This is a genomic window from Streptomyces sp. NPDC060035, from assembly GCF_042736635.1.
Classification (GTDB): domain Bacteria; phylum Actinomycetota; class Actinomycetes; order Streptomycetales; family Streptomycetaceae; genus Streptomyces.
Map to the genome: position 1 here is coordinate 17,862 of NZ_JBHWVO010000012.1, position 13,217 is coordinate 31,078.

Annotated in this window: 13 protein-coding genes; 8 read left to right on the plus strand and 5 right to left on the minus strand. The window is 69.6% G+C overall.

Annotation, left to right across the window (positions count from 1 at the left end):
- Window positions 1-150: 150 nt before the first annotated feature.
- The 5 genes from ACFWBQ_RS20095 (at window position 151) to ACFWBQ_RS20115 (ending at window position 5,049) form a co-directional block, all read left to right on the plus strand.
- Window positions 151-870: a lysophospholipid acyltransferase family protein gene (locus ACFWBQ_RS20095; RefSeq protein WP_385490582.1), complete on the plus strand. Its 720-nt coding sequence runs from the start codon at window positions 151-153 to the stop codon at window positions 868-870.
- 43 nt (window positions 871-913) lie between these two features.
- On the plus strand, window positions 914-2,143 hold the full coding sequence (gene macS, locus ACFWBQ_RS20100) for a MacS family sensor histidine kinase (protein ID WP_385490585.1): 1,230 nt from the start codon (window positions 914-916) through the stop codon (window positions 2,141-2,143).
- The gene (locus ACFWBQ_RS20105; RefSeq protein ID WP_385490588.1) at window positions 2,140-2,832 is read left to right on the plus strand and encodes a response regulator; all 693 of its coding nucleotides are present in this window, start codon (window positions 2,140-2,142) and stop codon (window positions 2,830-2,832) included. The genes macS and ACFWBQ_RS20105 overlap by 4 nt, the downstream gene beginning before the upstream one ends.
- Window positions 2,833-2,946: 114 nt before the next feature.
- A complete protein-coding gene (locus tag ACFWBQ_RS20110) occupies window positions 2,947-3,984 on the plus strand; it encodes a 6-phosphofructokinase (protein WP_385490591.1) in 1,038 nt (345 codons plus the stop codon).
- A 66-nt stretch (window positions 3,985-4,050) separates the two neighbouring features.
- Window positions 4,051-5,049, plus strand: coding sequence for a 2-hydroxyacid dehydrogenase (locus ACFWBQ_RS20115; protein WP_385490594.1), 999 nt, complete (start codon window positions 4,051-4,053; stop codon window positions 5,047-5,049).
- A gap of 30 nt (window positions 5,050-5,079) precedes the next feature.
- Here the strand turns inward: ACFWBQ_RS20115 and ACFWBQ_RS20120 are convergent, their stop codons facing one another.
- Entirely contained in the window at window positions 5,080-6,966 is a 1,887-nt protein-coding gene (locus tag ACFWBQ_RS20120) for an anthranilate synthase family protein (protein WP_385490596.1), read from the minus strand.
- Window positions 6,967-7,064: 98 nt separating this feature from the next.
- Window positions 7,065-7,121: a trp operon leader peptide gene (locus ACFWBQ_RS20125; protein WP_385491048.1), complete on the minus strand. Its 57-nt coding sequence runs from the start codon at window positions 7,119-7,121 to the stop codon at window positions 7,065-7,067.
- Window positions 7,122-7,218: 97 nt separating this feature from the next.
- On the opposite strand from ACFWBQ_RS20125, the gene ACFWBQ_RS20130 reads away from it, so the two are divergent.
- Both ACFWBQ_RS20130 and ACFWBQ_RS20135 read left to right on the plus strand, forming a co-directional pair.
- Window positions 7,219-8,571 (plus strand): class II 3-deoxy-7-phosphoheptulonate synthase, encoded by a 1,353-nt coding sequence (locus ACFWBQ_RS20130; protein WP_385490599.1) that lies wholly within the window; start codon window positions 7,219-7,221, stop codon window positions 8,569-8,571.
- 160 nt (window positions 8,572-8,731) lie between these two features.
- Window positions 8,732-9,001 (plus strand): bacterioferritin-associated ferredoxin, encoded by a 270-nt coding sequence (locus ACFWBQ_RS20135; RefSeq protein WP_385491051.1) that lies wholly within the window; start codon window positions 8,732-8,734, stop codon window positions 8,999-9,001.
- Between the two features lie 33 nt (window positions 9,002-9,034).
- On the opposite strand, the gene bfr is transcribed toward ACFWBQ_RS20135, so the two are convergent.
- Window positions 9,035-9,514 (minus strand): bacterioferritin, encoded by a 480-nt coding sequence (bfr, locus tag ACFWBQ_RS20140; RefSeq protein ID WP_351175097.1) that lies wholly within the window; start codon window positions 9,512-9,514, stop codon window positions 9,035-9,037.
- 156 nt (window positions 9,515-9,670) lie between these two features.
- Between bfr and ACFWBQ_RS20145 the strand changes: the two genes are divergently transcribed.
- On the plus strand, window positions 9,671-10,303 hold the full coding sequence (locus ACFWBQ_RS20145) for a sulfite oxidase-like oxidoreductase (protein WP_385490603.1): 633 nt from the start codon (window positions 9,671-9,673) through the stop codon (window positions 10,301-10,303).
- Window positions 10,304-10,350: 47 nt separating this feature from the next.
- Here the strand turns inward: ACFWBQ_RS20145 and ACFWBQ_RS20150 are convergent, their stop codons facing one another.
- Window positions 10,351-11,214 carry a deoxyribonuclease IV gene (locus ACFWBQ_RS20150; protein ID WP_385490606.1) on the minus strand — a complete coding sequence of 288 codons (864 nt, stop codon included), beginning with the start codon at window positions 11,212-11,214 and terminating at the stop codon, window positions 10,351-10,353.
- 5 nt (window positions 11,215-11,219) lie between these two features.
- Complete coding sequence (gene pknB / locus ACFWBQ_RS20155) at window positions 11,220-13,133, minus strand: Stk1 family PASTA domain-containing Ser/Thr kinase (protein WP_385490608.1); 1,914 nt, start codon at window positions 13,131-13,133, stop codon at window positions 11,220-11,222.
- Window positions 13,134-13,217: the final 84 nt, after the last annotated feature.

Consider the following 13,217-nt stretch of genomic DNA (forward strand, 5'->3'; position numbering starts at 1 on the left):
ACTGCCCGAGCCGTCGTCCCCGGCCATAGTTTCCCCGCCGTTGGCCGGCCGGGGAGCCCCCGCGGCCGGGAGCACCGGCACATGCCGGGCTGAGGAGGCCGCGGCCCCACAGGCTAAGGTCGGACCGACAGCACACAGGAGGCATCCGAGTTGATCTACGGCGCAATGAAGTTCTCCATCGGCGGGTCCCTGAAGCTCGCCTTCAGGCCGTGGGTGGAGGGCCTCGAGAACATCCCCGCACAGGGGCCGGCGATCCTCGCGAGCAACCACCTTTCGTTCTCCGACTCGTTCTTCCTGCCGGCCGTCCTCGACCGCAAGGTGACCTTCATCGCCAAGGCCGAGTACTTCACCGCCCCCGGAGTGAAGGGCAGGCTCACCGCCGCCTTCTTCAAGGGAGTGGGCCAGCTCCCGGTGGACCGCTCCGGCGGTCGCGGCGCCGGTGAGGCGGCCATCAGGGCGGGCATCCAGGTCATCGAGAGCGGTGGGCTCTTCGGCATCTACCCGGAGGGCACCCGGTCACCCGACGGACGGCTCTACCGGGGCAAGCCCGGCGGTCTCGCCCGGGTGGCCCTCGCCACCGGTGCACCCGTCATCCCCGTCGCGATGATCGACACGGAGAAGATCCAGCCGCCCGGCCAGGTGATGCCCAAGCTGATGCGGCCCGGCATCAGGATCGGCAAGCCGCTCGACTTCAGCCGCTACCAGGGCATGGACGGCGACCGCTTCATCCTGCGCTCGGTGACCGACGAGGTCATGTACGAGATCATGAAGCTCTCCGGCCAGGAGTACGTGGACATCTACGCGACCGCGGCCAAGCGGCAGATCGCCGAGGACGCGAAGAAGAAGGGGACGGAACGGTCCGGCGCATAACCGCGTCGTTCACCGTCCGGGGCAGGAAAACGGGGGAGGGGACATGACCAGGCGTGAGCGGGTCGTACGGATGTCGGTCGAGCAGCCGCTGTGGCGTGCGCTGACCGCGTACCGCGTACTGACCCTGATCTACGCGGTGCTGCTCGCGGGCTTCCGCGACAAGCCGTACGACCGGCCCTGGGTGGCCATCGCCTTCCTTGCGGCGATGGCCCTCTGGACGCTGGTCACCCTCCCCAGGGTGGCGGGCGCCGCGAGCTGCACCCGACGCTTCCTCGGCATCGACCTCACCGTCGCCCTGGCGGGGATCCTGCTGACCCCGCTCGCCGACTTCAGCGCCCAGCACGTCGACGGCCCGACCCTTCCCTCGATCTGGACCGCCGGCTCGGTCCTCGCCTTCGCGCTCAAGGGCGGCTGGCGCTGGGCGGCCTTCGCCTCCACGCTCGTCGCGGTCGCCAACATCATCGAACGCGGCGAGCCCAGCCGGGACACCTTCCACAACGTCCTGCTGGTCTGGGTCGCGTCGATAGCGATCGGATACGTCGTCGAGGTGGCCCGCGCCAGTGAGCGCACCCTGGCCCGCGCCCTGGAGATCGAGGCCGCCACCCGTGAGCGTGAGCGCCTCGCCCGCGACATCCACGACAGTGTCCTGCAGGTCCTCGCGATGGTGCAGCGCCGGGGTGCGGCGCTCGGCGGCGAGGCCGCCGAGCTGGGCCGGATGGCGGGCGACCAGGAGGTCGCCCTGCGCACCCTGGTCTCCAGCGGTCTGGTACCCACCACCCGGGTCTCCGAGGACACCGCCGAGGGCGCGGTGGTCCGCACCGTGGACGTGGACCTCGACGACGAGGAATCCGGGTCGGCCGACTGCGACCTGCGCACCCTCCTCGCCCGGCACGCGGGCTCCCGGGTCAGCTTCGCGGAACCCGGCGCCCCGGTGCTGCTCGCGCCCGGAGCGGCGCGTGAACTCGCCGCAGCCGTGAGCGCCGCACTCGACAACGTCCGGGTCCACGCCGGACAGGGCGCGCAGGCCTGGATCCTGGTCGAGGACGAGCCGGACGAGGTGATCGTCACGGTCCGGGACGACGGGCCGGGTATCCCGGAGGGCCGGCTCGACCAGGCGGAGGGCGAAGGGCGGCTCGGCGTCGCCCTGTCGATCCGTGGGCGGCTGCGCGATCTGGGTGGCACAGCAGAGCTGATCTCGGTACCCGGCCAGGGCACCGAGGTCGAGTTGAAGGTTCCGAAGGTTTCACGGGGGAAGGCAGGATCGGCCCGATGAGTACACCGCACACACAGGCATCCGAGGAGCGGCCCATCAAGGTGATGGTCGTCGACGACCATCCGATGTGGCGCGACGCCGTGGCCCGCGATCTGGCCGAGTCCGGCTTCGACGTGGTGGCGACCGCGGGTGACGGCCCGCAGGCCGTACGCCGTGCCAGGGCGGCCGGCCCCGACGTCCTCGTCCTCGACCTCAATCTGCCGGGGATGCCGGGCGTCCAGGTCTGCAAGGAGCTCGTCGGCTCCCACCCCGGGCTGCGCGTCCTGGTGCTCTCCGCCAGCGGTGAGCACGCCGATGTGCTGGAGGCCGTGAAGTCGGGTGCCACCGGCTATCTGCTCAAGTCGGCCAGCACCCAGGAGCTGACCGACGCCGTGCGTGCCACGGCGGCCGGCGACCCGGTCTTCACCCCCGGTCTGGCCGGACTGGTCCTCGGCGAATACCGCAGGCTCGCCTCCGACCCCGCCCCGGCCGCCTCCGACGAACCGAAGGCCCCGCAACTCACCGAACGCGAGACCGAGGTGCTGCGGCTGGTCGCCAAGGGACTCTCGTACAAGCAGATCGCCGAACGCCTGGTCATCTCCCACCGCACCGTGCAGAACCATGTGCAGAACACCCTGGGCAAACTCCAGCTGCACAACCGGGTGGAGCTCGTGCGGTACGCCATCGAGACCGGTCTCGACGACGCCTGACAGGAACAATCACCGCACACCGCGCGGGAATTGACCGTCCGACCCATCCCGGAGTGACCTGGGTCACCATTAGCGTGACCTGTAGAGAGCTCACTTCGGCGAAGGGATGCTTCCATGCGGGTCGGAGTACTGACCGGGGGCGGCGACTGCCCCGGACTCAACGCGGTCATCCGCGCCATCGTCCGCAAGGGCGTGCAGGAGTACGGCTACGAATTCACCGGCTTCCGGGACGGCTGGCGCGGACCACTGGAGGGCCGGACCGTACCGCTCTCCATCCCGGCGGTGCGCGGCATCCTGCCGCGCGGCGGCACGATCCTCGGTTCCTCCCGTACCAATCCGTTCGACGCCGAGTACGCCGGGCAGGGTGTCCGCCGGATCAGGCAGAACCTCGCCAAGTACGAGGTCGACTCCCTCATCACGATCGGCGGCGAGGACACGCTCGGCGTCGCGGCGACCCTGTCCGACGAGTACGGCATCAAGTGCGTCGGCGTACCCAAGACCATCGACAACGACCTCTCCGCCACCGACTACACCTTCGGCTTCGACACCGCGGTCGGCATCGCGACCGAGGCGATCGACCGGCTCCACACCACGGCCGAATCGCATATGCGCGTCCTCGTCGTCGAGGTGATGGGCCGGCACGCGGGCTGGATCGCCCTCCACTCCGGTCTGGCCGGCGGCGCCAACGTCATCCTCATCCCGGAACAGCGCTTCGACATCGACCAGGTCTGCGACTGGGTGACCTCCCGTTTCAGGGCGAGCTACGCGCCGATCGTGGTGGTCGCCGAGGGCGCGGCGCCCGCGCACGGCGAGATGATCCTCAAGGACGGGTCGCACGACTCCTTCGGGCACGTCCGGCTCTCCGGCGTCGGCGAATGGCTGGCCAAGGAGATCGAGAGGCGTACGGGCAAGGAGGCCAGGACCACGGTCCTGGGGCATGTCCAGCGCGGCGGCACACCGAGCGCCTTCGACCGCTGGCTCGCCACCCGTTTCGGGCTGCACGCCATCGAGGCCGTGCACGACGGCGACTTCGGCATCATGGTGGCGCTGCAGGGCACGAACATCGCGCGCGTACCGATCGCGGAGGCGACAGCCCGCCTCAAGACCGTCGATCCCGCCCTGTACGCGGAGGCCGGGGTCTTCTTCGGCTGAGCGGCGCCCTGGGGGTGCGGGCCGTATATTCGCGACGACAGGCCCGCCCCCACCATGGGAGACCTCGTGGAAATCTTGGCATTCGGTGTGCAGTCCGACGAGAAGCCACTGATCGAGAAGGCCTTCGCCGGACTCCACGACGTCCGCTGCCTGGACGTCTTCCTCACCAAGGACACCGCCCCCATCGCAGCCGGCTACGAGATCATCTCCACCAGCGTCAACGCGGACCTCGGCGGCTCGGTCCTGCAGAGCCTGGCGGCGGGCGGCACGCAGATGATCGCCCAGCGCTCCACGGGCTTCAACAACATCGACCTCGACGTCGCCGAACGCCTCGCACTGCGGGTCGCCAGGGTCTCGTACTACTCGCCCTACTCGGTCGCCGAATTCGCCTGGACCCTCGCCATGGCGGTCAACCGCAGCATCGTCCGCGCGGTGAGCCGCACCCGTGACTTCGACTTCCGGCTCGACGGGCTCCTCGGTCGGGACATGCACGGCCGCACGGCCGGTGTGGTCGGCACCGGCAAGATCGGCGAGGCGTTCACCCGGATCGCCCATGGCTTCGGGATGAATCTGCTGGGCTGGGACCTCGCGGAGAACCCCGCCTGCACCGCGCTCGGCATGACCTACGTCGGCAAGGAGCAGCTCTTCGCCGAGGCGGACCTGATCAGCCTCCACGTACCGCTGCTGCCGGCCACCCACCACCTCGTCGGCAAGGACATCCTGTCCGTGATGAAGGACGACGCGATCCTGGTCAACTCCAGCCGCGGCGGTCTCATCGACACCGAGGCGCTCGTCGGCGACCTGCGGGCCGGCCGCTTCACCGGTGTCGGACTCGATGTGTACGAGGCGGAGGCGGGGCTGTTCTACCTCGACAAGTCCCTGGAGGGTGTCGACGACGACACCCTGGCCCGGCTCGTCACCTTCCCCAACGTCATCGTGACCTCGCACCAGGCGTACTACACGCGCGACGCCGTGGGACAGATCATCGACGCCACCGTGCAGAACGTCACCGACTACCTGGCGGGCCGCCGCAGCGCCAACGTCCTCGTCCCGGCGGCCCCGTAGGACCCCGGCGGCGGGGCCCTACGGGATGCCTCAGCCGAGCACCGGCAGCGCCGCCAGCAGTCCGGTGACGATAGCGGCCCCGCGCAGCGTCAGCACCGACTCCGGGTGGAACTGGACCGAGGCGAAGCCCTTGCCCCGCAGCGCATGCAGCTCACCGGAGTCCGTGTCCCGGCTCACCTCGATGCCGTGTGCGCCCAGCTCCGTGGCGGCGGCCTCGTCGCAGCGGGCCGTGAAACTGTTGTAGAAGCCGACGGTCTCCGGCCGGCCGAAGAGCTCGATCCGGGTCTGCGCACCCTGGTACGGCACGGCTTTCCGTACGATCTCCAGGCCCAGCTCCGCCGCGATCAGCTCATGGCCCAGACATACGCCGAGCAGCCCGTGGCGGTGTTCCCGGACGAGCTCGGCGGTCAGCCCGCGCAGCAGTCGCATCTTCGGATCGCCCGCGTCCCCGGGGTCACCGGGGCCCGGGCCCAGGACGACGGGCCCCTCGTGCGCCCGTACGGTCTCGCGCAGGCCGGGCTCGTCGTACCTGCGCACCGACACCGCGAGGCCCGAGGAGCGCAGCAGATGCGCCAGCATCGCGGTGAACGTGTCCTCGCCGTCCACCACCAGAGCGTGCCCGGACAGCTCCCGGGTGCGCTCCTGCATCCGCAGCCAGAAGGGTGCGAGGCCGCCGCGCCGGTCGTCCAGGGCAGCCTGCACCCGCGGATCGGAGGCCAGCTGCGGACGGTCGGCCTCCGCCGCGGGCCGGCCCGGCCGGACGCCCAGCGCCGCGAGCACACCGGCCGCCTTGGCATGGGTCTCGGCGACCTCGCCCGCCGGGTCGGAGTGGCGTACGAGCGTCGCTCCCACCGGTACCCGCAGCCGGCCGTCCGCAGAGATGTCCGCGGTACGGATCAGGATGGGGGAGTCCAGCGTCTGCGTACCGCCGGGTTCCCGGCGCAGCAGGGCCAGGGCGCCCGCGTAGTAGCCGCGGCCACCGGGCTCGTACCGCTCGATCACCCGGCAGGCGTTCTGCACCGGGGAACCGGTGACCGTCGCCGCGAACATCGTCTCCTTGAGGACCTCGCGCACATCCAGCGAGGAACGCCCGCGCAGCTCGTACTCGGTGTGCGCGAGGTGGGCCATCTCCTTGAGCCGGGGGCCGATCACCACACCGCCCATGTCGCCGACGGTGCACATCATCTTGAGCTCCTCGTCGACCACCATGGAGAGCTCCTCGGTCTCCTTGCGGTCGCCGAGGAAGGCCAGCAGGCTCTCGGCGGTCGGCCCCTGGGCGGGGTAGCGGTAGGTCCCGCTGATCGGGTTCATCACGACGGTGCCGCCGGACATCCGCACATGCACCTCGGGACTGGCACCGACCAGCGTCCTGTCCCCGGTGTGCACGACGAACGTCCAGTACGCGCCCCGCTCACCGGCCAGCAGCCGCCGGAACAGCGCCAGCGCGTCGGCCCGGCCGAAGCCGGGGATCTCGCCCCCGAAGGTCCGCCGGATCACGAAGTTGGCGCCCTCGCCGTGCCCGATCTCGTCCTCGATGACCCGCCGGACGATGTCCGCGTACTCCTCGTCGGGGATGTCGAAGGCACCGTTCTCGACGGTGACGTCATGGGCGGGCAGCCGTGCCAGCACCTCGTCCAGCGGCAGCTCCCAGGACTCCCCGGCGACCAGCACGGCCAGCGGGGTGCCGTCGTCGCGCACGTCGAAACCGCGCTCGGCGATCTGCCGGAACGGCACCAGGGCCAAAGCAGGCTGCTCGCCCACCGGGAGATCGGCGAGCCTGTCCACCTGGTGGACCCCGCCGATCAGGACCTCGACGGTGTCGTGGTCCCGGCCGGGTGTGCGCCTGCGCAGCAGCGCGAAGGGAGGGCAGTCGTCCCGGAGCAGTCTGTGAACGAGGTCCGTGACACGGTCGGGCATGGGAGTTCCTTCCGGATGGAGGAACGGCTCCCGGCTCCGAAACGCAGAGAAGGCCGCCCCTCGGGGCGGCCTTCGCGAAGTCTGTTTCGCGCGATGAGTCAGCGGGCCGCCGGATGAGCGGTCCACCACCAGTTCTGGGTCATCGGCGCGAACATGTCCCGAACCCTAGCGGATGCACCCGACAGACGAGCGTGCGTCTCATTTGCTGAGCGGCTGGATGGACGCGCTCCGCGACCCCGTAATGTTGGGGAGGTGACCGTGAACGTCAATACCTCCGTCGCCGGTGGCAACACCTGGCGTGACCTTCCCGCGGCGCAGCAGCCCGAGTACCCCGATGCCGAGGCTCTGCGCGACGTACTCGCGGACCTCGAGTCGTATCCGCCGCTCGTCTTCGCGGGCGAGTGCGACCAGCTGCGTGCCCGCCTGGCAGCCGTTGCCAAGGGCGAGGCGTTCCTGCTGCAGGGCGGTGACTGCGCCGAGGCCTTCGACGCCGTGTCGGCCGAGCAGATCCGGGCCAAGCTGAAGACGCTGCTCCAGATGAGCGCCGTCCTCACCTACGCGGCCTCCGTACCCGTGGTCAAGATCGGCCGGATCGCGGGCCAGTACTCCAAGCCGCGCTCCAAGTCGACCGAGACCCGCGACGGCGTGACCCTGCCGACCTACCGCGGTGACTCCGTCAACGGCTTCGCCTTCACCGAGGAAGCCCGCATCCCGGACCCCGAGCGGCTGAAGCGGATGTACCACGCGTCCGCCTCGACGCTGAACCTGGTCCGTGCCTTCACCACCGGCGGTTACGCCGATCTGCGCCAGGTGCACGCCTGGAACCAGGACTTCGTGAAGTCCTCGCCCTCCGGCCAGCGTTACGAGGCCCTGGCCCGCGAGATCGACAACGCGCTGAACTTCATGAAGGCGTGCGGCACGGACCCGGCCGAGTTCAAGGCGGTCGAGTTCTACTCCTCGCACGAGGCGCTCCTGCTGGACTACGAGTCGTCGCTGACCCGCACCGACTCGCGCACCGGGCAGCTGTACGACACCTCGGGCCACATGGTCTGGGTCGGTGAGCGCACCCGCCAGATGGACGGCGCGCACATCGAGTTCGCCTCGAAGATCCGCAACCCCATCGGCATCAAGCTCGGCCCGACGACCACCGTCGACGAGGCGCTCGGCTACATCGACCGTCTCGACCCGGACCGCGAGCCGGGCCGGCTGACCTTCATCGTGCGCATGGGCGCCGACAAGGTGCGCGACAAGCTCCCCGCGCTGGTCGAGAAGGTCACCGCCTCCGGTGCCACGGTGGTGTGGGTGACCGACCCGATGCACGGCAACACCTTCGAGGCCGCTTCCGGGCACAAGACGCGTCGCTTCGACGACGTCCTGGACGAGGTCAAGGGCTTCTTCGAGGTCCACAAGGGCCTCGGCACGCACCCGGGCGGCATCCACGTCGAGCTCACCGGTGACGATGTCACCGAGTGCGTGGGCGGCGGCCACGAGATCTTCGTGGACGACCTGCACCAGCGCTACGAGACGGCCTGCGACCCGCGCCTCAACCGCAGCCAGTCCCTCGACCTGGCGTTCCTGGTCGCCGAGATGTACCGCGACCAGTAGGAACCACCGCTGATTGCACCTGTGGGGCACGGATCGATGTGATCCGTGCCCCACAGGTGCTACCGGGCTTTTACGCGCCTGGCGTGACGGGTAAGGTTAGGTTAGCCTCACCGAAACATCGGGACGGCGCAGCGATCGACCCCGTCGGGAGGTGAACCGCGTGTACGTCTGCTCCTGCTTCGGCATCACGGAACAGCAGGTCAAGAAGCATGCGGACGACGGTGCGTGCACGCCTCGCCAGATCGCTTCCGCCTGCAAGGCCGGCACGGACTGCGGCGGCTGCGTCCGCAGGATCCAGGCGCTGCTCGGCCGCGGTGACTGCCCGCGCCGCGAGCTCCTCGAAGGACGGACCGAGCCGACGGGCGCCCCTGTCGGTACGCCCGTCACCTTCGCCGGTCCGCCGGACGTCCGGCTCTCCGACGCCGCCTGAGCGGGTCGCCCGGGATCGTTCGGGCCCCTCGGGTCAGCTCTCCGGCTGTTCGATCAGCTGTGCGATGTAGAGCGGCTCCCCGAGCTTCTCGACCAGTTCCAGCTGGGTGTCGAGGTAGTCGATGTGGTGCTCCTCGTCCGCCAGGATGGACTCGAAGATGTTCGCCGATGTGACGTCGCCCTTTCCGCGCATCACGTCGATGCCCCGCTTGAGGCGGTCGATCGCCTCCACCTCGACCTGACGGTCGGCCTGGAACATCTCGGTGACCGTCTGGCCGACCCGTACATGGAAGAGCCGCTGATAGTTGGGCAGGCCCTCCAGGAAGAGGATCCGGTCGGTGAGGATCTCGGCGTGCTTCATCTCGTCGAACGACTCGGCCCGGGTGTACTTGGCGAGCTTCGTCCAGCCGAAATTGTCCTGCATCTTGGCGTGCAGGAAATACTGATTGATGGCAGTCAATTCGGCGGTCAGCTGTTCGTTCAGAAACTCGAGGACCTCGGGGTCGCCCTGCATCGCAGAGGCTCCTTCCAACCGGTGGACTGGGCATGTTTGCGCCGCATCCTTGCATCGCACCCCTCGGCCGTCCAGTAAGTGCACGCTTAGTATGAGTTGCCCGAATCAAGTCTCCCCTGGTCATGACCACCCCTGCCTGTCTGTCACCATGGAGGCATGGGTCAGCCGGAAAGCCGGGAACGCGGCACAGCAGAGCAGTCCGGGCTACCGCCGGGGCAGCGACTGCAGCGTGGCTGGCCGGTCACCCATTACGGGCCGGTGCCCAAGTTCAAGCCCGACCGCTGGGAGTTCCGGGTCTTCGGGGCCACGGCGGACGGTGAGAAGCGCTGTTGGAACCACCAGGAATTCTCGGCGCTGCCGTACTCCTCGGTCGTCGCCGATCTCCACTGCGTAACGAAGTTCAGCATGCTCGGAGCCGAATGGGGCGGAATCCTCGCACGCTCGGTCGTGGAACTGGCGCCGCCCGCACCCCATGTCACCCATGTGATGGTCTGGGCCGAATACGGATTCAGCTCGAATCTGCGGCTGGCCGACTTCATGTCCGACCGGACGCTCTTCGCCACGCACAAGGACGGTGACCTGCTCACCGCCGAACACGGATTCCCGCTGCGGCTGGTCGTACCGCATCTGTATGCCTGGAAGGGCCCCAAGTGGGTCCGCGGCATCGAGTACATGAGCGCCGACCGCCGTGGATTCTGGGAAGAGCGCGGCTATCACAACATCGGTGATCCGTGGAGCGAGCAGCGTTACTCCTACCAGGAGGAGCCCGGGGACGGCCCCGAGCTCTGACCCCGCGGCAGTCGATACACCCTCACGGGTGTTCCGCCATGCTCACCTCACAGGCCGGCGGGGCCCCGGAGTTCCTTCAGACGTGCCACGTCCGCCGCGTGCCCTTCCTTGCCGCCGGGCGTCTCGATGATCAGTGGCACCCCGTCGGTCGCCGGATGCGCGAACAGCTCGCGGAAGGGCTCGGCACCGATGTGGCCCGCGCCGATGTTCTCGTGGCGGTCCTTGTGCGCTCCCACGACGTCCTTGGAGTCATTGGCGTGGATCAGCTTCAGCCGGCCCTCGCCGACCGTGTCCACCAGCAGATCCAAGGTCTGCCGCATGCCGCCGGGGCCTGCCAGATCGTGGCCCGCCGCGTAGATGTGGCAGGTGTCCAGGCAGATCCCCAGCTTGGGGTGGGAGTCCAGGGCCTCGAAGTACGGGCCGAAGTCCCAGGTTCGTGAACACAGCGAGAAGCCCTGCCCGGCCGTCGACTCCAGCAGCAGAAACGGATCGTCGTCATGGGTCAGTTCGTCCAGCAGCGGCCTCATGTGCGTACGCACCTGTGCGAGGGCCTCGGACCGCGGCCGCCCGCCGGTCGCCGACCCGGTGTGCACCACCACGCCCAGGGCGCCGATCTCCCTGGCCCGGCGCAGCGAGTGGCGCAGCGACCGGACAGACCTCTCGACGGTGGCCTCGGTGTGCGAACCGAAGTTGATCAGGTACGGGGCGTGGACGTACGCGGGGATGGACTCGGCCGCGCACTCCGTGCGGAACAGCTCGTCCTGCGCCGGGTTTCCGGGCGGTGTCGCCCAGCCGCGCGGATTGGCGACGAAGACCTGTACGGTCTCCGCCGCCAGCTCCCGTGCGTAGCCGAGGCCGACCTTCGCGAGGCCGCCCGCCACCGGGACGTGACCGCCTACTGGGTTGCGCATGTGTTCTAGAGACCCTTGGTCTTGATGGTGATGGTGGAGCCTTCCGCGGCCTGTTCGCCGCCGTCGACCGACTGGCTCCCGATCGTGTCGCTGAAGGAGAGGAACCCGCGGTCGACCTTGACCTCGAACCCTGCCTCCTCCAGTTCGCTCCGGGCCTCGTCCACGTCCTTCCCGGTGACATCCGGGACATCGAGCATGCGCGGGCCCTTGGAGACGGTGAGCTCGACGGTGTCGCCCTCCGCGGCCTCCGCGCCGCTGCCGGGCGTCTGGCGGGCGATGGTGCCCTCGGCCTCGACGGAGTCGACCCGGTCGGGCAGTACCTCGGTCCGGAGACCCGCCTCGTCCAGCTCGGCCGTGGCGTCCTCGACATCGAGCCCCGTGACATCCGGGACGTCCACCGGGCTGCCCTTGCTGATGACCAGGGCGACCGCCGAATCGGGGTGGCGCTCGGTGCCGATGCCGGGATCCGTACGGATCACCTCGCCCCGCGCGATCTCCTCGCTGAACTCCCGGGTCACCATCCCGGGTACCAGGCCGACCTTCTTCAGCTCGCGCCGGGCATCGGCGAGTGCGATGCCCTCGACGTCGGGCACCTGCACGATCTCCGGCCCGCGCGAGATCACCAGCTTCACCGCGTCGTTGCCCCGGATCCGCTCGCCCGATCCTGGATCGCTGCTGATCACCGCGCCGCGATCCACCGTGTCGCTGTAGGAACGCCTGACGCCCCCCACGTCGAGACCGGCGTCCGCGAGCCGCTTCTCCGCCGCATTCTGGGTCTGGCCCAGCAGCGAGGGGACCCGGGTGAACTGCCCCGAGTTGATGTACCAGACGCCCGCACCGACTCCCAGGACCAGCAGGAGGGCGACGAGCGCCGCGTATGCCCCGCGCCGGGATCCTGCGGCGAACGGCCTGCGGCCACCCGTCCGCGGCGGCAGCGGGGGCGTCTCCAGGCGGCTGGTGTGGTGCGCGGTGCCCTGGCCGGCCGGGATCACCCGCGGGATCACACTCGTACGGTCGACGGCGGCGTCATGCGCCTCGGCGACGGCTTGCGGAGGCATCGCGTCCAGCTGGTCCCCGGTCAGACCGGCGCGTACCTCACGGGACCGGGCCAGCAGCGCCACCGCGTCACGGGGCCGGACCTCGGGGTTGCGGGCGGTGGCGCCCGCCACGAGCTCGTCCAGCCCGGCGGCCAGGCCGGGAACCGCACCGGACGGGGCCGGGACGTCCTCGTTGAGGTGCTGGTAGATGACCTGTGCGGCGGTGTCACCGGTGTGCGGCTTGCCGCCGGTCAGCATCTCGTACAGGACGACTCCGCAGGCGTACACATCGGCGCGGGTGTCGGCAGTGCCGTGCTCGATCTGCTCCGGTGCGAGGTACGACACGGTGCCCAGGAGCGACCCGGTGGTGTCCGTGACGGTGCCCACCGCCCGTACGAGACCGAAGTCGGCGACCTTCACCCGGCCGTCGTCCCCTATCAGGACGTTCTCCGGCTTCATGTCGCGGTGGACGAAGCCCGCCCGGTGCGCGGCGCCCAGGGCGGCGAGGACCGGCTCCAGGATGTCCAGTGCGGCCCGTGGCTGCAGGGCGCCGCGCTCACGAAGGACGTCGCGCAGGGTGCACCCGGCGACGTACTCCATCGCCAGGTACACGTACGCGCCCTGGGCGCCCTGGTCGAAAACGGCCACCACATTGGGGTGCGCCAGCAGGGCCACGGACTTGGCCTCGCGGATGAAGCGCTCGACGAAAGCGGCGTCGGTCGCCAGTGCCGGATGCATCACCTTGAGGGCGAGTACCCGGTCGAGACGGGTGTCCACGGCCCGGTAGACCGTGGCCATGCCGCCGACGGCGATGCGCGCATCGATGCGGTAGCGGCCGTCGAGCAGCTGCCCGACGAGAGGGTCCTGGAGGGTCGTATCCACGGGTCGAGTCTACGAGCCACCACGGACACGACGGACGGGCCGGGGCTGCCGGGGGACCGTTCTGAAGCCGAGCCGTGACAGGGA

What these genes read in the sequence shown, in the direction of transcription:
- ACFWBQ_RS20120 (WP_385490596.1), bottom strand. Translation starts at nt 6,966, where the DNA reads ATGCCCGACCGTGTCACGGACCTCGTTCACAGACTGCTCCGGGACGAC.
- ACFWBQ_RS20105 (WP_385490588.1), top strand. Translation starts at nt 2,140, where the DNA reads ATGAGTACACCGCACACACAGGCATCCGAGGAGCGGCCCATCAAGGTG.
- bfr (WP_351175097.1), bottom strand. Translation starts at nt 9,514, where the DNA reads ATGCAGGGCGACCCCGAGGTCCTCGAGTTTCTGAACGAACAGCTGACC.
- ACFWBQ_RS20110 (WP_385490591.1), top strand. Translation starts at nt 2,947, where the DNA reads ATGCGGGTCGGAGTACTGACCGGGGGCGGCGACTGCCCCGGACTCAAC.
- macS (WP_385490585.1), top strand. Translation starts at nt 914, where the DNA reads ATGACCAGGCGTGAGCGGGTCGTACGGATGTCGGTCGAGCAGCCGCTG.
- ACFWBQ_RS20150 (WP_385490606.1), bottom strand. Translation starts at nt 11,214, where the DNA reads ATGCGCAACCCAGTAGGCGGTCACGTCCCGGTGGCGGGCGGCCTCGCG.
- ACFWBQ_RS20145 (WP_385490603.1), top strand. Translation starts at nt 9,671, where the DNA reads ATGGGTCAGCCGGAAAGCCGGGAACGCGGCACAGCAGAGCAGTCCGGG.